15 protein-coding genes and 2 tRNA genes are annotated in these 17,792 nt (G+C 67.3%); 7 read left to right on the top strand and 10 right to left on the bottom strand.

The window, feature by feature from the left end:
* Positions 1-113: 113 nt before the first annotated feature.
* Positions 114-1,346, top strand: a complete 1,233-nt coding sequence (locus AC5RVS_RS00295) for a saccharopine dehydrogenase family protein (protein WP_494106659.1) — start codon at positions 114-116, stop codon at positions 1,344-1,346.
* Between the two features lie 668 nt (positions 1,347-2,014).
* Here AC5RVS_RS00295 and AC5RVS_RS00290 read toward each other — a convergent pair.
* A tRNA-Ser gene (locus AC5RVS_RS00290) sits at positions 2,015-2,102 on the bottom strand.
* A gap of 151 nt (positions 2,103-2,253) precedes the next feature.
* Positions 2,254-2,736, bottom strand: coding sequence for a nucleoside deaminase (locus AC5RVS_RS00285; RefSeq protein ID WP_494106658.1), 483 nt, complete (start codon positions 2,734-2,736; stop codon positions 2,254-2,256).
* Positions 2,737-2,797: 61 nt separating this feature from the next.
* On the opposite strand from AC5RVS_RS00285, the gene upp reads away from it, so the two are divergent.
* A complete protein-coding gene (upp, locus tag AC5RVS_RS00280) occupies positions 2,798-3,433 on the top strand; it encodes a uracil phosphoribosyltransferase (RefSeq protein WP_493988841.1) in 636 nt (211 codons plus the stop codon).
* 523 nt (positions 3,434-3,956) lie between these two features.
* Complete coding sequence (locus AC5RVS_RS00275) at positions 3,957-4,820, top strand: winged helix-turn-helix domain-containing protein (RefSeq protein ID WP_494106657.1); 864 nt, start codon at positions 3,957-3,959, stop codon at positions 4,818-4,820.
* 25 nt (positions 4,821-4,845) lie between these two features.
* Here AC5RVS_RS00275 and AC5RVS_RS00270 read toward each other — a convergent pair whose 3' ends face one another.
* Positions 4,846-6,297 carry a dihydrolipoyl dehydrogenase family protein gene (locus tag AC5RVS_RS00270; RefSeq protein WP_494106656.1) on the bottom strand — a complete coding sequence of 484 codons (1,452 nt, stop codon included), beginning with the start codon at positions 6,295-6,297 and terminating at the stop codon, positions 4,846-4,848.
* 57 nt (positions 6,298-6,354) lie between these two features.
* On the opposite strand from AC5RVS_RS00270, the gene AC5RVS_RS00265 reads away from it, so the two are divergent.
* On the top strand, positions 6,355-6,876 hold the full coding sequence (locus tag AC5RVS_RS00265; RefSeq protein ID WP_493988844.1) for a SixA phosphatase family protein: 522 nt from the start codon (positions 6,355-6,357) through the stop codon (positions 6,874-6,876).
* Between the two features lie 100 nt (positions 6,877-6,976).
* Here the strand turns inward: AC5RVS_RS00265 and AC5RVS_RS00260 are convergent, their stop codons facing one another.
* The 4 genes from AC5RVS_RS00260 to AC5RVS_RS00245 all read right to left on the bottom strand — a co-directional run bounded on the left by AC5RVS_RS00260 (position 6,977) and on the right by AC5RVS_RS00245 (position 9,878).
* The gene (locus tag AC5RVS_RS00260) at positions 6,977-8,065 is read right to left on the bottom strand and encodes an NAD(P)-dependent alcohol dehydrogenase (RefSeq protein WP_494106655.1); all 1,089 of its coding nucleotides are present in this window, start codon (positions 8,063-8,065) and stop codon (positions 6,977-6,979) included.
* Positions 8,066-8,189: 124 nt separating this feature from the next.
* Positions 8,190-9,080: an RNA polymerase sigma factor SigJ gene (gene sigJ / locus AC5RVS_RS00255; protein WP_494106654.1), complete on the bottom strand. Its 891-nt coding sequence runs from the start codon at positions 9,078-9,080 to the stop codon at positions 8,190-8,192.
* The gene (locus AC5RVS_RS00250) at positions 9,077-9,631 is read right to left on the bottom strand and encodes a carboxymuconolactone decarboxylase family protein (protein WP_494106653.1); all 555 of its coding nucleotides are present in this window, start codon (positions 9,629-9,631) and stop codon (positions 9,077-9,079) included. Before AC5RVS_RS00250 ends, sigJ begins: the two co-directional genes overlap by 4 nt.
* A gap of 170 nt (positions 9,632-9,801) precedes the next feature.
* Positions 9,802-9,878: transfer RNA gene (locus tag AC5RVS_RS00245), tRNA-Arg, on the bottom strand.
* Between the two features lie 358 nt (positions 9,879-10,236).
* Here AC5RVS_RS00245 and AC5RVS_RS00240 point away from each other — a divergent pair.
* Both AC5RVS_RS00240 and AC5RVS_RS00235 read left to right on the top strand, forming a co-directional pair.
* Entirely contained in the window at positions 10,237-12,075 is a 1,839-nt protein-coding gene (locus tag AC5RVS_RS00240; RefSeq protein ID WP_494106652.1) for a phosphoenolpyruvate carboxykinase (GTP), read from the top strand.
* 251 nt (positions 12,076-12,326) lie between these two features.
* Positions 12,327-12,890 carry a hemerythrin domain-containing protein gene (locus AC5RVS_RS00235; protein ID WP_494106651.1) on the top strand — a complete coding sequence of 188 codons (564 nt, stop codon included), beginning with the start codon at positions 12,327-12,329 and terminating at the stop codon, positions 12,888-12,890.
* Between the two features lie 116 nt (positions 12,891-13,006).
* On the opposite strand, the gene AC5RVS_RS00230 is transcribed toward AC5RVS_RS00235, so the two are convergent.
* The 3 genes from AC5RVS_RS00230 to AC5RVS_RS00220 form a co-directional block, all read right to left on the bottom strand.
* On the bottom strand, positions 13,007-13,456 hold the full coding sequence (locus tag AC5RVS_RS00230; RefSeq protein ID WP_494106650.1) for an RrF2 family transcriptional regulator: 450 nt from the start codon (positions 13,454-13,456) through the stop codon (positions 13,007-13,009).
* 66 nt (positions 13,457-13,522) lie between these two features.
* Positions 13,523-14,011, bottom strand: coding sequence for a hypothetical protein (locus AC5RVS_RS00225; protein WP_494106649.1), 489 nt, complete (start codon positions 14,009-14,011; stop codon positions 13,523-13,525).
* Positions 14,008-15,486 carry a phosphohexomutase domain-containing protein gene (locus tag AC5RVS_RS00220; RefSeq protein WP_494106648.1) on the bottom strand — a complete coding sequence of 493 codons (1,479 nt, stop codon included), beginning with the start codon at positions 15,484-15,486 and terminating at the stop codon, positions 14,008-14,010. The genes AC5RVS_RS00225 and AC5RVS_RS00220 overlap by 4 nt, the downstream gene beginning before the upstream one ends.
* 70 nt (positions 15,487-15,556) lie before the next feature.
* Here AC5RVS_RS00220 and AC5RVS_RS00215 point away from each other — a divergent pair, with 70 nt between their 5' ends.
* Positions 15,557-17,746 carry a RecQ family ATP-dependent DNA helicase gene (locus AC5RVS_RS00215; RefSeq protein ID WP_494106647.1) on the top strand — a complete coding sequence of 730 codons (2,190 nt, stop codon included), beginning with the start codon at positions 15,557-15,559 and terminating at the stop codon, positions 17,744-17,746.
* Positions 17,747-17,792: the final 46 nt, after the last annotated feature.

Genomic DNA, 17,792 nt, shown 5'->3' with positions numbered 1-17,792 from the left:
GCGAACACACGGAACGCGAGCCAGTCTCCCAAGCAGGACCACTCACGGTACCCGAGGACCAAAGCAAGGAGCCGTGTGTCAGCTTGGAGTTGCCGCTGTGAAAGGCTGCAGTTATGGACAACTCATCCCGGGAACATGACCTCGTTCTCTACGGAGCGACGGGTTTCGTTGGCCGACTGATCGCCGGCTACGTCGCGGAGCATGCACCGACCGGCATGCGAGTCGGACTCGCGGGCCGGTCGAGGTCCAGACTCGAGGCGGTTCGGTCGCAGTTGCCGGTCGCGGCACACGGATGGGCCCTCATCGAAGCCGACTCGGAGGACGCGGACTCGATCGCTGCCCTGGCCGCGGGCACGCGCGTGCTTCTCACAACCGTCGGTCCATACACGAAACACGGATTACCTGTCGTCGACGCCTGCGCACGGGCCGGTACCCACTACGCCGACCTCGCGGGTGAGGTGTCCTTCGTCCGGGAGGCGATCGATCGCTACGACACTCTGGCCAGGACGAGCGGGGCCCGGATTGTGCACTCCTGCGGCTACGACTCCGTGCCGTCCGACCTCGCTGTATTGCTGCTTCATCAGGCAGCAGAAGCCGATGGCGCTGGCGGTTTGGTCGAGGTCCAACTCGTTGCTACGGCCAAGGGTGGCATCAGCGGAGGCACGCTCGAGTCGATGCGCGGGCAGCTCGACGCCATGCGATCGAGCACCGCCCTGCGGTCATTAGCCGCGGACCCCTACGCTCTGAGCCCCGACCGCACACGGGAGCCGACGACACAACAGCCTCCCGACGCCGGTCCTGTGCGCCGTTCCGATGACGGCACCTGGACCGCGCCTTTCATCATGGCCGCGGTCAACACTCGGACAGTGCGCCGCAGCAACGCATTGCAGGGTTGGGCCTACGGCCGCTCCCTTCAGTACGGCGAGGTGATGGGGGTAGCCCGCGGACCGGCAGGAGCGGTCATCGCAAGGGCAATGGCACTCGGGCTCCGGGCATTCACGGGCGCGATGGCGTTCCCGCCGACCCGAGGAGTGCTCGACCGCTGTCTTCCGTCACCAGGTTCGGGTCCGAGCACCAGCACGCAGCGCGCGGGCTGGTTCCACTCCCAGGTAACCGCCCGCGCCGAGAACGGGCACCGATACCAGGCGATTGCTGCTGGCCCCGGCGATCCCGGCTATGCCGCCACCGCCGTGATGGCAGGGGAGACTGCACTCGCTCTTGCCCTCGACGGTGACCGGCTGCCGACTGCGAAAGGGTCGCTAACACCGGCCACTGCACTCGGCAACGTGCTCATGCAGCGACTCCGTGCGGCCGGCCACACTTACCAGGTAACCAAACTCGCCTGAACCCAGATCCTGCAGGTCCCCTGATAACGGGGCAATCATTGACTGGACCAGTCCGACTAGCGGCCCGATGGGATTTCGCCGAGGGAGTATGCCAGGGTCATCTAATGATCGCGACCAGCGATGCTTCCAAATCGGCTTTTAACCCTGGGCCGCCCCGGCGCGCACCTTCACGCCCTGAGTCCAGACCAGCACTCTCCTCCAAGTCGCGGAGCCCTTGAGCAGCCACTCCCTCTGCCCGTTTTTAAGGGCCGATAACCGTGAGTATGTCCGGACAGGCGCCTCAATGAAGAATGCTCAAATGGCGCACCGGACTTATCCAGGCACTGGCATAAGTCCTCGCTCATCTTTGCGCGGTAGGGGACCGGCTTACGCGCGCTAGGGCACGGAAAGGCCGTGCCGCTGCACGGCCTTGCACCGCGGCTCACGGCGCGAAGGAACCCGCTGACCCTGCGCATCGCTTGGTGCCCATTCCGAGGTGGCCGTTCGACCGGGACCTGCATCCAAAGGGGTACGGCTGTGAGCTGGTCATCCCTCGGCGTGCCAATGGTGGCCGGACTGGGTGCCAGCGGATTACAAAGTTTTGCCAATTCTTTGCCAAGAGCGCAACCCTCGCATACGCGAAAGGCCCCGGTTCCCTTTATTTACAAGGGAACCGGGGCCTTCTCAGTTGGCGGTGACGGTGGGATTTGAACCCACGTTGGCTTTCACCAAACAACATTTCGAGTGTTGCACCTTCGGCCGCTCGGACACGTCACCAACGCGTCAACTTTACCCGCTGTTGGCCCTCAGCCCCAAAACGGTTCGGCGGGGCGGCCGGACTGGCCGGCTTAAGTCCCTATCGTGAGGCCGGGACTGGCGCCGAAGCCAGCGGGAGCGGCCGCGCACGTGCAACGACGGAAGGAGAGTGTTAGTCCTCCGGAAGTTCGCCTCGGTGGCGCGCAAAGAACGCGCGCAGCATGGCTGCCGACTCGTCGGTGCGGACCTCCGGGTAAACCTCCACCCAGTGGTTCAGCCGCCGTTCGCGCAGGACGTCGAAAACGCTGCCGGCGGCGCCGGCCTTCTCATCCCACGCCCCGAAGACCACTTTGGGGATGCGGGCGAGCACAATGGCGCCTGCGCACATGGCGCACGGTTCCAGCGTGACCACCAGCGTGCAGCCGTCCAGGCGCCAGGAGCCGAGCTTGCGGGCCGCCTCCCGGATGGCCACCATTTCGGCATGGCCGGTCGGGTCGTGCAGCGCCTCCCGTTCGTTGCGCCCGGAACCCAGCACCGCGCCGTCGGGCCCCATCACCACGGCGCCGATGGGCACATCGGCGGTCTCCAGGGCCAAGCGGGCCTGGTCCAGGGCAAGGCCCATCCACTGGTGGTGCTGCGGATCAATCGGGCCCATGCCATCATTCTGGCAGGCCCGGTGTTTGTCCCTGCTATCCGGCTGCCGGTAGTTTTGTGGAATGCGCGTACTCGAAGTGGATCATCCCCTTGTTGCCCACAAACTCACCGTTCTCCGCGACAAGACCACTCCGTCGCCCGTCTTCCGCCAACTCACCGAAGAACTGGTGACCCTGCTGGCCTACGAGGCCACCCGCGACGTCCACACGGAGCCGGTGGAGATCGAGACACCGGTGACCCGGACCATCGGGACCGCTTTCACCAAGCCCACGCCGCTGGTGGTGCCGATCCTGCGCGCCGGCCTGGGCATGCTCGAGGGCATGACCAAGCTGGTGCCGACCGCCGAAGTGGGCTTCCTGGGCATGGCGCGCAACGAGGAAACCCTGGACATCATTACTTATGCCGAGCGGCTGCCGGCCGACCTCACCGGCCGCCAGGTGTTCGTGCTCGACCCCATGCTCGCCACCGGCGGCACGCTGCGCGAATCCATCAAGTTCCTCTTCGCCCGCGGCGCCGCCGACGTCACCTGCATCTGCCTGCTTGCGGCACCGGAAGGGCTGCAGGCCTTGCGCGATGAGCTCGAGGACCGGAACGTCTCCATCGTGGTGGCCTCCATCGACGAGCGGCTGAACGAAAAGGCCTACATTGTGCCCGGCCTGGGCGACGCCGGCGACCGGCTCTACGGCGTTGCCGGCTGACGCTGCCGACCACGGGCACCTCTGACGGGTTTTGTGGGCTGCCACACGGTGGCCCGCAAGAACCAGGGGTGTCCACACTTTGGATGGCTTGCAAATTCCCGCGGTTTGCACCCGGCGCGTCCGAGGTCGAACCAAACGCCTCGATGAATAATTATTCAGCAGCTGCCCGCAAGGCCGACCGTTGGCTGATATTTATGCACATCGATGGTGTGATGTGTGGCACAAAACCACTGCTTCTTCTCACTATGTGAGACAAGCAGGCTTATATTACTTGCACGTAAGCTTTGTTACGAGCAAACTCATGGTTGTGAACAACAACGCAACAGCATCTGCAGCCGCAGCCTTCAGTTACGGGACGTATCCCGGCGGACTGGCGGACTGTTGCCGAATGCAGGCCTAACTCACCACCCCTCGAGTTATTCAGGCAATTCATCTGTCCAATGGCGGGCACCAGAAACATCCCGTGCGGGCACACCCATGCATTCGCGCCGCGATGACGGCCATTTTCACACATGAGGTTCTAATGTCAGTTTCATCCGGATACGTCCACATCTCCGTCCGCAACGCCCAGAACCGCGCGGCCGCCGCCCAGCGGCAGGCAGCCGGACAGCACCCGCAGTTCGCCGGGCAGCCGGCTTACCCGGGGGACCAGCAGGCCTACCGCGTGTTGCGCGCTGTTCCCGGCCAGTTCGACGCCGCTGCCCCCAACCCGACCACTGCCCCGACCCCCGTGGTCACCCCCAATGGAATTCCCGGCCCGCAGGCGGTGTCGAATGACACTGTTGCCCGCGGGTTTGTTCTCTATGTGGGCTTGGACGAGGAAGCCGCCGCCGCCCAGGGAACCACGCTGAGCAAACTGGCTTCCCAGGTGCGCGGCTACGTGCAGTCGCTGGCTCCGGACGCCCAGACCCACGGGGCCGTGGCCCTGGCTCCGGCCGACGCCCCGGGCGAAAACATTGACGTGGTGCGCCAGGCCCTGGGCGATCCGACCGTCAGCCGCCGTCCGCGGACCCCGGCCGTGGAGATCCAGCGGCAGCCGCAGCCGGCCTCGCACGCCAACCGCCCCAGCGGCGTCCTGATCGATCTTTCCCGCCGCGAGGTGCACCTGGACGGGGACACCCTGAACCTGACGTTCAAGGAATTCGAGCTGCTCAACTACCTCGTGGAGAACGCCACCCGCACCGTCGGCCGTGAAGAGCTGCTCTCCGGGCTGTGGAAGAACGCCGAGGAAGTTCCGAACGAACGCACCATCGACGTGCACATCCGCCGGCTCCGCTCGAAGCTGGGCCGCCTGGCCAACACCGTGCGTACCGTCCGCGGCCAAGGCTACCGGTTCTACGAGCACCCGGAAGTAGTGGTCTGGGCCGCGCCGGAGTACTCCATCTAGGTTCTACCTGCCTGCGCTGCCTCAGCTAGAGCCCGTATTCTTCGAGGAGGCGGAGCCAGACTTCGCTGATGGTGGGGTAGGAGGGCACTGCGTGCCAGAGGCGGCCCAGCGGGACCTGGCCGACGACGGCGATGGTCGCCGAGTGCAGCAATTCGCTGACGCCGGGCCCGGTGAACGTCGTGCCGACGACGACCTTGCGGTCCTCGTCCACCACCATCTGGGCCCAGCCCTGGTAGCCGTCGGCATACAGGGACGATCCGGCGACGGCGATCGGCAGTTGGGTGGCGGACACATTAAGCCCGCGATCCCTTGCCTGGCCTTCGGATAGGCCGACGACGGCGACCTCCGGATCGGTGAATATCACCGAGGGAACCGCCGCCTCGTCGGAAGTACTGGCAAAGCGGCTCCACGGTTCCGGGTCGCCGTCCAGCTCGCCGGCTGCCCGGGCGGCTATGGCATCCCCGGTGGCCCGCGCCTGGTATTTGCCTTGGTGCGTCAACAGGGCTTTGCCGGCCGCGTCGCCCACCGCGTACAACCAGCCCCCGTCAACTCCGACGACGCGCCCGCTGGCGTCCACCTCCAGCCGCTTCGGATCCTGTCCCAGCTCCTCCAAGCCAAGTCCCGACAGGGCCGGCCGTCGTCCGGTGGAGACCAGCAGCTTGGCACCCGTGACGGTGTCAGCCGCACCCGTCTCCCCGTCGGCACCCGCAGCGGACAGGGTGAGGGTGACGCCGCCGTCGTGCGCATCCACCCGTGCCGCCGGCGTGTGGAGCCGGATCCGCACGCCGTCGCGGCGCAGCCCGGCTTCCACCAGCCGCCGTGCGGGTTCGGGGACGTTCGTCAGCAGGTCCCCGCGTGCCACCAAGGTGACGTCGGTGCCCAACCGGGCGTACGCCTGCGCGAGCTCGCAGCCGGAAACACCGCCGCCCAGCACCAGCAGGCTCTCCGGGACCTCCCGGGCGGAGGTGGCTTCGCGGGTTCCCCAGTAATCGATGCCGTCCAGCCCGTCGAGCGGCGGAACGTTCGGCGCTGAACCGGTGGCCAGCACGACGGCGTGCCGTGCGGTGATGCGGGTCTCGGTCCCGTCGTCGTCCGTGGACGTCACTTCGCGCGGACCGCTGAGCCGGGCGGTGCCGCGGACCAATTCGATGCCGGCGCCCTTTACCCACTCCACCTGCGAGCCGTCGTCCCAGCCGGAGGTGAACGAATCCCTGCGGGCCAACACCGCCTCCGCCGCCAGGCCGCCGGTCACGGCCTGGGCCGCGCCCTTCACGCTGCGTGCGGCCTGCAGGGCCGTGCCGGGACGCAGCAGCGCCTTGGAGGGCATGCAGGCCCAGTAGGAACACTCGCCGCCGACCAGCGCCGATTCCACCAGGATGGTCTTGAGCCCGCCGCGGGTGGTTCGGTCCGCCACGTTCTCACCGACCGCCCCTGCCCCGAGTACCACGACATCCGCTTCCAGCGTCCGCTCTGCCATGTTCCGAGCCTTGCACCGGGAGGAGGCGGAGGCAAGGGCCCGCACTACACTCGTGGTGTGAACGACCACCACCTGAAGAAGCTGATGATCATGCGCCACGCCAAGGCCGCGTGGCCGCTGGGCGTCGAGGACCACGAGCGCCCGTTGGCCCAGCGCGGCCACGACGAGGCACCGCAGATCGGACGGTGGATGGTGGAGCACGACTGCATCCCGGACTTCATCCTGTGCTCGTCGGCACTGCGCACCCGCCAGACCTGCACCTGGGTGTGCAGCGAGCTGGGGGAAAAGGCGCCAACGCCCATGCTGTCCGACGAACTCTACGACGCGCCGGCCGTGCGGGTCCTGTCCGAAATCAACCAGCTGCCCGACACCATCACGTCCCTGCTGGTGGTGGCCCACATGCCGGCGGTGCAGGACCTGGCGATGCGGTTGGCGTCGGTGGATTCCGACGAGGAGGCCGTGGTGGACATGGCCACGCACTATCCGACGTCAGGCCTGACGGTGCTGCGGCATGGCAAGAGCTGGGCGGAGCTGGACGGGCGCGACGCCGCGGTCACCGATTTCGTGGTGCTGCGCTGACGCGCGTCATCCAGCGCCTGCCCGGGCGGTGCGCCTTGGCCCGAAGCCCAGCGGCCAGGACTGGCCACGGCCGCGCCTGCCCGGGCGGGGACTCCGCCGATCAGAAGAGAAGGATCGGTTTGATCGTGGAACCGTTGGCCGAGTCCTCGAATCCCTGGTTGATGTCGGCAAAGGAGTAGGTCTTGACCAGCTTGTCGTAGGGGAACCGTCCCTGCTTCCATAGCTCGATCAGGCGCGGAATGAAGACCTGATACACCGAGCTGCCCTGGACGTTCATTTTGAACGTCCATCCCTTGACCTGGGACTCGCCGATCTCGAACGGCGCCTCGGTGCCGAAGGTCGTGTTGCCCACGGCCACCAGCGTGCCGCGGAACGCCAGCGCCCGGGCAGCCTGGTTGAGCACCGCGGGCACGGAGGTGGTGTCGACGATGTAGTCCACCCCCTCCCCGCCGGTGATGCGGTCCAGTTCCTCGCCCATGTCCGTCTTGGCGGAGTTGATGGTGTGGGTCGCGCCGAGTTCAAGCGCCGTCTCCAGGCGGTTGTCGTGCAGATCCACCGCGACCACCGTGGTGCAGCCGGCGATCTTGGCGGCCATGATCGCGGCCGAGCCGACCGCGCCCGCACCGATCACCGCCAGCGATGTCGCCGCCTCCGGCCGCAGATCGTTGAGCACGGCCCCGGCCCCGGTCTGCAGCCCGCAGCCCAGCGGGGCGAGCATCTCCAGCGGAACCTCGGGATCGACCTTGACCACGCAGCGCTCCAGCACGTTCGCGTAGGACGAGAAGGATGACTGGCCGAAGAAGTGCGAGGCCACGGATTCGCCGTCGGCCGAGAGCGCGGTGCGGCGACCACTGAGATTGATGGCGATGTAGTGCTCGCAGTACGCCATCTCCCCGCGGCGGCACTGCTTGCACGTACCGCACGATGCCGGCGCCATCACCACGTGGTCACCGACCGCGACGCTCGTCACCGCGGTTCCCACACCGTCCACAACACCGGCGCCCTCGTGACCGAGCACCGCCGGCCACTGGAGGGGATAAGCCCCATTTCGGGCGGTCGAATCCGTGTGACAGATACCGGTGGCGACCATGCGGACCCTCACCTCATCGGGCCGGAGCTCGGCAAGCTCCAGCTCTTCAACTGAAAGCGGTGCGCCCGTCTCGCGCACGACGGCGGCGGTGACCTTCATGGGTACTCCTCCTAAATCCGGGACCAACACAACAGGCCCACGCGCGATGGCGCGGATGCCTGTTTTAACCGTCTCATGCCCGCTGGTTCGGCCGGCAGTGATGACCGCCACGAGGTCAGTGCAGCTAGATGCTGATGCGGCCAAGCTTGTCCGGGTTCCGGATGAGAAAGATTTCCCGGACCAAGCCGTCATCGACCCTGAAGCCCGCGACCGTGTCCACCGCGCCGTCCTCGTCCACGGCCACCAACCCGGGCAGCCCGTTGACGTCGGCGACGTGCAGATGGAAGGGGGCGCCCGGCTTGCTGGTGATGCCGAGCAGGAAGCGCAGCACCTTCTCGACCCCGAAGATGGGCCGCAGCGCCGCGGACTTCTGGCCGCCGCCGTCGCTGGTCAGTACGACGTCCGGAGCCAGCAAGCCCAGCAGCGGCTCGATGGCCCCGGTGTTGGCCGCGTGCAGGAACTGCTCGGTGATCCGCCGGTGCAGGGCCGGATCCACCTGGTTCCGGGCCTGCCGGCTGGCGACGTGGTCACGGGCGCGCGACATCAGTTGCCGTACCGCCGCGGGCGAGCGGCCCAGCGTCCGGGCGATCTCCGGTGCCGGGTAGCCGAAGACCTCTCCTAGGATGTAGGCCGCACGTTCCAAGGGGGAGAGCTGCTCCAGGACCACCAGCATGGCCAGCGAGACATCGTCGGCCAGCACGGCGGCGTCGTCCGGCGCGGGAGGGGTCGGGGCACCCGGCAGGGAGCTGACAGGCTCGGGCAGCCACGGCCCGACGTAATTCTCGCGGCGGCGTTGCTGGGCGCGGATCTGGTTCAGCGCCAGATTGGTCACCGTCCGCAGGAGAAAGGCGCGCGGCTCCCGGACATGGTCCTGCGGCACGTCGGAGAACCGCAGCCACGCCTCCTGCAGGACGTCCTCGGCGTCGGCGGCGCTGCCCAGGAGGCGGTACGCAGCTCCGAAGAGGAGCCCGCGGTGCTGCTGGAACACGGCCAGGTTTGCCTGGGTCGTCGTCATCTCAAACCTCCTACGCTGCAGGTTTCCGTGAAGCCCTGGCTGGCCAGGCCCAACGCCGCGTTAACCCTCGACCGCTGGTTTTCCACCGCAATCAGATAGGTCAGCTCCGCCAGCTGGGCCGGGTCCAGATGCTGCTTCAGCCTATCCACAAGGTCATCCGTGACGGCGGGTGGGGTTGCGGTCATGGCCTCCGCGTAACTGAGCACATCGCGTTCCAGCTGAGTGTAAACGGTAGCCGTGTGCCAGCGCGGCACCTCCCGCAGCTTCGCCGGGTCCACGCCCCGGTGATGGAATTCCCAGTAGCCGAAGTCAATGCACCAACTGCAGCCGATTGAGGAAGCCGCTCCCATCACGGCCAACGCCTTGAGCACGGGCGGCACGGTGTTGAACCTGGCGACGGAACTTTCGTGCCGCAGCCAGGCAAACAGCACCCGCCGGTTGTGCAGCATCGCCAGGCCGGGGTCCAGCACCTTGCCGTACTTCCGCTTGCTGTAGCCCGACATGATTCTCAGGAACAGGCTGGGGGAGTGCTCCAGGGGTATCCGTGCCATGCTGTCCTCCTCGTCGATGCCCCGGCGAGCGGGGATACAAGGAAGACACCGCGGAAGCAGCGGGTGTGACATGAGGCCCAAAGGACGTCCAAGCCTCAGAAACCGCCGGGCTGCGGCACATTGGCGGCAAAGAGAAATGCAGCCCGGTCGGTGACCGGACTGCATTTCGTTGGTGCGCCCAGAGGGATTCGAACCCCCGGCCTTCTGTTCCGTAGACAGACGCTCTATCCAGCTGAGCTATGGGCGCTTGGCCTCGCGGCCGGATACAACTGTAGCGTGTTTGCCGGACAGTCGCCAAATCGAGGGAGCCCCGCCGGCCTCCGCCCCGGAATTCCGCGCATCCCGGCTCTTGGCGGTCGTGCCTCATCCCCGTGGACGGACTGCCGGGCCTGGGAAGTCGGTGTGACGGACCCATCAAAGGACATATGAACTAGACCGGTCTATATGACCTTAATCACACGGGTGGCGGTTGACACGTAGAAAAAGCCCGGAATTCCGGGCCCATGCTATCCGACCCGGGCAAATCCCCTTTTTCGGCAGCCAGCTGGTCTAGCCATCGACCCATAGCATCTAGAAACACCACTGGCCCAGGAAAGGGATGAGTCATGGGCGATATTACGCGTCAGCCGGTTCTTGAGGAAACACTTATGGATGCCCCAACTACACACGCAAAGCTTCTGGCCTGGGTTGCCGAAGTTTCAGAGCTGACGCAGCCCGACTCCGTGTATTGGGTGGACGGCTCCGAAGAGGAGTACGCGCGCCTGACCGACCAGCTGGTCGAGGCCGGCACCCTTAAGCGGCTGAACCCGGAGCTGTTCCCGAACTCTTTCGTCGGCTTCTCCGACCCGAAGGACGTCGCCCGGGTCGAAGAGCGGACGTTCATCTGCTCCGAGAAGGAGGCAGACGCAGGGTTCACCAACAACTGGATGGACCCCGCCGAGATGAAGTCGATCCTCACGGAGCGCTTCGCCGGCAGCATGCGCGGACGCACCATGTACGTGATTCCCTTTGTCATGGGGCCCCTGGACGCAGAGCAGCCGCAGTACGGGGTGGAAATCACCGACTCGGCCTACGTGGTCGCCTCCATGCGCATCATGGCCCGGATCGGCACCGACGTGCTGCGCAAGATGGAGGCCGAGGACGCCTTCTTCGTCCCGGCGCTGCATTCCCTTGGCGCCCCGCTGGAGCCCGGTGAGGCCGACGTGGTCTGGCCGTGCAACGAGGAGAAGTGGATCGTGCACTTCCCCGAAGAGCGGTCCATCTGGTCCTACGGCTCGGGCTACGGCGGCAACGCGCTGCTGGGCAAGAAGTGCTACGCCCTCCGCATCGCCTCGGTCATCGCCCGCGACGAAGGCTGGCTGGCCGAGCACATGCTGATCCTCAAGCTCACCAGCCCGCAGGGCAAGGCGTACAACATTGCGGCAGCCTTCCCCTCGGCCTGCGGCAAGACCAACCTGGCGCTGCTGGATCCGACCATCGACGGTTGGAAGGCCGAGACCCTCGGCGACGACATCAACTGGATGCGCATCGGCAAGGAGGGTGAACTGCGCGGCGTGAACCCGGAGTACGGCCTGTTCGGCGTCGCACCGGGCACCGGCTGGAGCACCAACCCCAACGCCATGCGCGCCATCGCCAAGGGCAACTCCATCTTCACCAACGTGGCACTGACCGACGACGGCGGCGTCTGGTGGGAGGGCATGACCGACGAAGTGCCGGATCACCTGATCGATTGGGAGGGCAACGACTGGACACCGGAGTCCGGCCGGCCGGCGGCCCACCCGAACTCCCGCTTCTGCACGCCGATCTCGCAGATCGACATGCTGGCACAGGAGTACTACAGCCCGGACGGTGTGGAGATCCACGCGATCCTCTTCGGCGGCCGCCGCAAGACCACCATCCCGCTGGTTACCCAGGCCCGCTCCTGGACCAACGGCATCTTCATGGGCTCCACCCTGTCGTCCGAGACCACCGCGGCAGCCTCCGGCGCCGTCGGTGTGGTCCGCCGCGACCCGATGGCCATGCTTCCGTTCATCGGCTACAACGCCGGCGACTACCTCAAGCACTGGGGCACCATCGAGGGAAAGGCCAACCCGGACCGCCTGCCCAAGGTCTTCCTGGTCAACTGGTTCCGCCGCAATGCCGACGGCGGCTTCGCTTGGCCCGGCTTCGGGGAGAACTCCCGGGTGCTCAAGTGGGCCATCGAACGCATCGAGGGCACCGCGGACGCCACGGAAACCCCGATCGGCTACATCCCGACCGGCGATTCGATCGACCTGACCGGGTTGGACATGACCCGAGAGCAGGTGGAAGAAGCCGTCAAGGTGGATCCGGAGGAGTGGAAGGAAGAGCTCAAGGGCATCGAGGAATGGTACGCACAGTTCGGCGATTCCCTGCCCGAGGAACTGGATGCCGAACTCAAGCAGCTCCAGGTCCGCTTCGCCTGATTGACTGAAGGAGGGACGCCAGCACAGGCTCCCGAGATGAGGCCCCCGCGCAGCTGCGCGGGGGCCTCATCCGCTTAACGGCCGATCTTCGACCCCGGATGGCCCCGCGGGCATCCGGTCTAGACCGGCCGCCATGATTTCGCGCTCCAGCACCCCGAAAGCGCTTCGGACCGTGGATTCGGGTGCCGCTCATTGGTATGTTGAGGCCTCCCACGCACGCTCAGGAGCAACGACCCAAAGGAGGGCGTTCCATGGCCGATACTCAGGGCGGGGATGTCATCGATATCCTCACGACCGATCACCGCGAAATGATCGAACTGCTCAGCCAGATCGAGCAGACCGCAGACCCCGGCCAGCGCCGGGACCTGGCCGATACCGTCATTGCCGAGGTTATGCGCCACGCCGTCGCCGAAGAGATGCTTGTTTACCCCGTGATTGAAGAACACGTGCCGAACGGCAAGGAAGAGGTTGAGCACGACAAGAAGGAGCACGACGAAATCGTTCGGCTCATGAAGCGGATGGAGGACGTCGACTCTTCCGATCCGACCTTCATGGAGCTGGTCAGGGAACTGGCAGGACAGCTGCGCCACCACGCAAACGACGAAGAGACTGATCAGTTCCCGAAGCTGCGCGCCCACATTCCCCAGGACAAGCTCGTCGATCTGGGTGAAAAGGTCCAGAGCGCCAAGAAGGTCGCGCCGACCAGGCCTCATCCCAGCGCCCCGCACTCCGAGCTGTTCCACAAGACCGTGGGACCCGGCGTCGGCATGGTGGACCGGCTGCGCGACAAGCTCTCGGGACGCCAGACCGGCTGAGGCGAGACGGGTCAAGGGGCAGCCGGCGGGCAGGCCGCTCCACGGGGACGCGGGCTGGCGGTTCCCGGAGGCCACCGACCGCCGCAGTGGTCAAAGGTGGCGCGGCCCGGCGTGGATCACGCCGGACGGCGCGTGAGCAACGCCATGAAGACGGGCTCCATCTGCGACCGGTGTGGCAACGTAGACACGACGAGGGGATCCAGTTCGCGGTAAAAGGCCTCGCGGGCCCGGCGCAGCGCTCCGCGCAGCGCGCAGTTGTTGTTCATCGGGCAGTCGCCGCTGGCGGACTCGCAATCCACCAGGTCCTCCCGCGCGTCGAGGGTCCGCAGCAGCCCGCCCACCGTCGCCAGCCGTCCGGCTGCGCTGATCCGGATGCCGCCGGAGCGGCCGCGCACTGCGTCGACCAGTCCGAGCGAGCGCAGCTTCAGCACCGCCTTGCTGACGTGGTTGTAGGGGGTGCCTACGCCGTCCGCGATGGCCTGTGTGGTCATCAGTTCCCCTTCCGGCGCCGCGGAAAGCAGCATCAGTGCACGCAGGCACACGTCCGAGAAGGCATTGATACGCATGCTGCCTATTTTAGTGGCCTGCCCGGACCGGAATTGGCCACGGTGCGCCGGGAACGGTCCGGCCGATCAGCCCCGGGGCGGCTCGGCTCCTTCGTCGGGTTCCTGATCGGGCCACACGAGGCGTTCCTGCGGGTCCACGAAGGGGTCCGGGTAGCTCCAGGTGCCGTCGTCGTCGTGATGATAGGGCTGGATGGCCGAGACTGCGATGCCGGCCGAGTGCTCCACGGCAATCTGGATCGCGTCGGCGTCCTCTTCGGGCAGGAAGATGTCGCTGATGACGGCGATGGCGCGGAAATCGGCGCGATCCTGGCGCAGGGTGGCGTACAGGTCCTCAATCATGCCGTCCACGTTGACCTCGGCTGCCTCGGCGTCCAGGTCGTCGGGGGAGACGACCACGAGCCGCAGTCCGCCGTCGTGCGTGGTGACCAGGGCCGCGGGCAGGAACGCCCCATGCTCGGTCAACTGTTCCTGCGCCACCCCGAGCCCCGTTCCGAACAGGGTGTCGATATCGGCCAGTATCTCCGCGGGGATGCCGTCCCGCCACGAGGCACTCATCCTGCGTCCCGGACGCGGGCCAGGACGTGGCCGCGGAGGGTGTCGAGGAGGCCGGGGTTGGTGGCTTCGGCGTTCAGCCGCAGGAAGGGTTCGGTGTTGGAGGGGCGCAGATTGAACCACCAGGAGCCGTCGTCGGCGACCACGGTGGTGCCGTCGAGCCGGTCCACGCTTACCCCGGTGCCCGCATAGGCGGCCGGGCAGTTACCGGCGGTGGTGTCCGTTCCGGCCGCGGCGGGATCGGACGCGAGGGCGGGGGCGAAGTCGGCCAGCACGCGGGCGATGGCGGCGTCCTTGTCTTCGACCTGGGAGTTCAGTTCGCCGGTTGCGTGGTACGGGTCGTATTCGGCTGCCAGTTCGGACAGCGGCGACTCCTGCTCGCCGAGGGCGGCGAGCACGTGCATGGCGGCGAGCATGCCGGTGTCGGCGTTGTAGAAGTCGCGGAAGTAGTAGTGGGCGGAGTGTTCGCCGCCGAACACGGCCTTCTCCTCCGCCATGTGCGCCTTGATGAACGAGTGCCCCACCCTGGTGCGCACCGGGCGTCCGCCGGCGGCGGTGATGGTTTCGGGCACCGCACGGGAGGTGATCAGGTTGTGGATCACCGCCGGGCTTTCTTCGCCGGCGGCCCGGGCGCGGGCGATTTCCCGCCGGGCGACCAGCGCGGTGATCGCCGAGGGGGAGACCACCGCCCCGGTGTCATCGATCACGAAGCACCGGTCGGCGTCGCCGTCGAAGGCCAGGCCGATGTCCGCCCCGTGCTCGATGACCGCGGCCTGCAGGTCCACCAGGTTTTCCGGTTCCAAGGGGTTGGCCGGATGGTTGGGGAAGGTTCCGTCCAGCTCAAAATACAGCGGCACGACCTGAAGCGGCAGCGCCGGCAGCAGGGTGTCGCCCAGCACGGCGGGGGTGGTCATGCCGGCCATGCCGTTCCCGGCGTCCACCACTACCTTCAGCGGACGGATGCCGGCCAGGTCCACCAGGGAGCGCAGGTAGGAGGCGTAACCGGCCAGCACGTTGGTTTCGCTGATGGTCCCGGGTTCGGTGCCGTCGGGGATGCCGGTCTCGAGGTACTTCTGCGCCAGGTCGCGGATGTCGAACATGCCGGTATCGGAGGAGACCGGGACCGCCCCGGGCTTGGCCATCTTCAGGCCGTTGTACTGCGCGGGGTTGTGGCTGGCGGTGAACACCACCCCGGCGGCGTCCAAGGACCCGCAGGCGTAGTAGAGCTCGTCGGTGGAGATCAGCCCCAGCATGCGGATGTTGGCCCCGCGGCCGGCCGCGCCGTGGGCGAACGCGGCGGCGAACTCAGGCGAGGACGGACGCATGTCGCCGCCCACCAGCACGGTCTGCCCGGCCAGGGACAACACGTCCACGAACGCGGCACCGGTCGCCTCGACGGTCGCCGCCGTAATGGTTTCGCCCACGATCCCGCGGACGTCGTAGGCCTTGAAGGACAGGCCGAGATCTATGCTGCTCACTTCACCAGCTTATAAGGGGCCGCTGTGGAAAAGGGCCAGGTTGTCGGCAGCGGCTGCAATACTGGGCAGCATGGCTGAGCTGATCGACGGGACAATGGACGCGGCGACGACGGGAACGGCGGGTCCGGGGCAGGACGACGGCGGGCTGCGCGGGGAGGCCACCGCGTTGCTCCGTGCCCTGGTGGGCAACGACACAGCGGAGTTCCACGAGGGCCAGTTCGAGGCCGTCGAGGCGCTGGTCTCCGGCGGACGCCGGGCGTTGGTGGTGCAGCGTACCGGTTGGGGAAAGTCGGCGGTGTACTTCGTGGCGAGCCTGCTGCTGCGCCGCCGCGGCGCCGGCCCCACCCTGATCGTCTCGCCGCTGCTCGCGCTCATGCGGGACCAGGTGGCGGCGGCCGAACGCGCGGGTGTCCGGGCCGCGGCGATCAACTCGGCGAACCAGCTGGAATGGGGCCAGATCCAGGAGCAGCTGGCCGCCAACACGGTGGACGTGCTGCTGGTCTCGCCCGAGCGGCTGAACAATCCGCGCTTCCGCGACGAACAGCTTCCGCAGCTGGTGCAAAGCTCAGGCCTGCTGGTGGTCGACGAGGCGCACTGCATTTCCGACTGGGGCCACGATTTCCGCCCGGACTACCGGCGGATCCGGGACCTGATCGCCCAGCTGCCCGACCGGGTCCCGGTGCTGGCCACCACGGCCACCGCCAATTCCCGCGTGGTCCACGACATCGAGGAGCAGCTCGGCGTGCATGCTGCCACCGGGCACGACGGCGGAGTGCTCACCATCAGGGGGCCGCTCGCCCGTGCCTCCCTGCGGTTGGGAGTGCTCCGCCTGGCCAGCCCGCGCGCCCGGCTCGGATGGCTGCTCACCCACCTGGACGACCTGCCCGGCAGCGGAATCATCTACGCCCTCACGGTTTCCGCCGCCGAGGACACCGCCCGGCTGCTCCGGGAGGCCGGCCACGAAGTGGCCGCCTACACCGGCCGCACCGACCCGGCCGAGCGGGAACAGGCGGAGGCGGCGCTGAAGGAGAACCGGGTCAAGGCGCTGGTGGCCACCAGCGCCCTCGGCATGGGCTTCGACAAGCCGGACCTGGGCTTTGTGGTGCACTTGGGTGCGCCGAGTTCCCCGGTCGCCTACTACCAGCAGGTGGGGCGCGCGGGCCGCGGAACTCCGAACGCCGACGTACTGCTCCTGCCGGGTACCGAAGACCGGGACATCTGGGAGTACTTTGCCACGGCGTCGATGCCGAACGAGGGGACGGCCACGGCCGTGCTGCGGGAGCTCGCCGCCCCGGGGACGGTGCTGTCCACGGCGGCACTGGAAACGCTGGTGAACCTGAAACGGTCCCCGCTGGAACTCTTACTGAAGGTCCTGTCCGTGGACGGCGCCGTGCGCAAGGTCAGCGGCGGCTGGGAGGGAACCGGCCAGCCCTGGAGCTACGACGCCGAGCGCTACGGGCGCATTTCGCAGGCCCGGGTGGCCGAACAGAACGCCATGCTGGACTACGAGAACACCTCCGGCTGCCGGATGGAATTCCTGGCCAAGGCCCTGGACGATCCCGCCGCCGCGCCCTGCGGACGCTGCGACAACTGCGCCGGACCGTGGTACTCGGACAGCATCGCGGCCGAGGCCACCGAAAGCGCGGGCGCCGCCCTGCAGCGTGCCGGCGTCGAACTGGAGCCACGGGCCATGTGGCCAAGCGGCATGAACAAGCTGGGCGTGCCGGTCAAGGGAAAGATCCCGCCGGCGGAGGCCACTGGCAGCGGCCGTGCCCTGGCACGCCTGACGGATCTGGGCTGGGGCGGAAAGCTGCGCGAAGTCTTCTCGGACGGGGCGCCGGACCGCGAAGTGGATCCTGTCATGTTGCAGGCCTGCGTCCAGGTGCTGGCGCAATGGGGTTGGGCGCAGCGCCCGGTCGGCATCGTCAGCGTTCCCTCGCGCAGCAGGCCACTGCTGGTGCAGTCGCTGGCCCGCGGCCTGTCCGAGATCGGCAGGCTGCCGTACCTGGGCGAGCTCACCGTCCCGCACGGCGGACCCCGCAGCGGACCCGGCGGCAACAGCGCCTTCCGGCTGGCCGACGTGTGGGACCAGTTCCAGGTCCCCGAGGGCGGTGACGCCTGGTTGGCAGAGAACCGCGGCCCCGTGCTGCTGGTCGACGACGTCGCCGACAGCCGCTGGACCCTCACCGTGGCCGGACGCGCGCTCCGCCTGGCCGGGGCCGAAGCTGTCCTGCCCTTCGTTTTAGCCCTCAAGGCCTGAGCTTCCCGCCGACTCCGCGGACCTGATACCTAGAACTGCTAGGGTT

It is taken from the genome of Arthrobacter sp. Y3221048 (genome assembly GCF_059092685.1).
Note: the sequence above shows the minus strand (reverse complement) of the source record. Positions and strands in the feature narration are given on the sequence as shown.

Excerpts from the sequence above, each read along its gene's own strand:
- AC5RVS_RS00230 (WP_494106650.1), bottom strand. The coding sequence starts at position 13,456 with ATGCGTATCAATGCCTTCTCGGACGTGTGCCTGCGTGCACTGATGCTG.
- AC5RVS_RS00225 (WP_494106649.1), bottom strand. The coding sequence starts at position 14,011 with ATGAGTGCCTCGTGGCGGGACGGCATCCCCGCGGAGATACTGGCCGAT.
- AC5RVS_RS00295 (WP_494106659.1), top strand. The coding sequence starts at position 114 with ATGGACAACTCATCCCGGGAACATGACCTCGTTCTCTACGGAGCGACG.
- sigJ (WP_494106654.1), bottom strand. The coding sequence starts at position 9,080 with ATGACGACGACCCAGGCAAACCTGGCCGTGTTCCAGCAGCACCGCGGG.
- AC5RVS_RS00275 (WP_494106657.1), top strand. The coding sequence starts at position 3,957 with ATGTCAGTTTCATCCGGATACGTCCACATCTCCGTCCGCAACGCCCAG.
- AC5RVS_RS00285 (WP_494106658.1), bottom strand. The coding sequence starts at position 2,736 with ATGGGCCCGATTGATCCGCAGCACCACCAGTGGATGGGCCTTGCCCTG.
- AC5RVS_RS00250 (WP_494106653.1), bottom strand. The coding sequence starts at position 9,631 with ATGGCACGGATACCCCTGGAGCACTCCCCCAGCCTGTTCCTGAGAATC.
- AC5RVS_RS00260 (WP_494106655.1), bottom strand. The coding sequence starts at position 8,065 with ATGAAGGTCACCGCCGCCGTCGTGCGCGAGACGGGCGCACCGCTTTCA.
- AC5RVS_RS00235 (WP_494106651.1), top strand. The coding sequence starts at position 12,327 with ATGGCCGATACTCAGGGCGGGGATGTCATCGATATCCTCACGACCGAT.
- AC5RVS_RS00215 (WP_494106647.1), top strand. The coding sequence starts at position 15,557 with ATGGCTGAGCTGATCGACGGGACAATGGACGCGGCGACGACGGGAACG.
- AC5RVS_RS00240 (WP_494106652.1), top strand. The coding sequence starts at position 10,237 with ATGGGCGATATTACGCGTCAGCCGGTTCTTGAGGAAACACTTATGGAT.
- upp (WP_493988841.1), top strand. The coding sequence starts at position 2,798 with ATGCGCGTACTCGAAGTGGATCATCCCCTTGTTGCCCACAAACTCACC.
- AC5RVS_RS00270 (WP_494106656.1), bottom strand. The coding sequence starts at position 6,297 with ATGGCAGAGCGGACGCTGGAAGCGGATGTCGTGGTACTCGGGGCAGGG.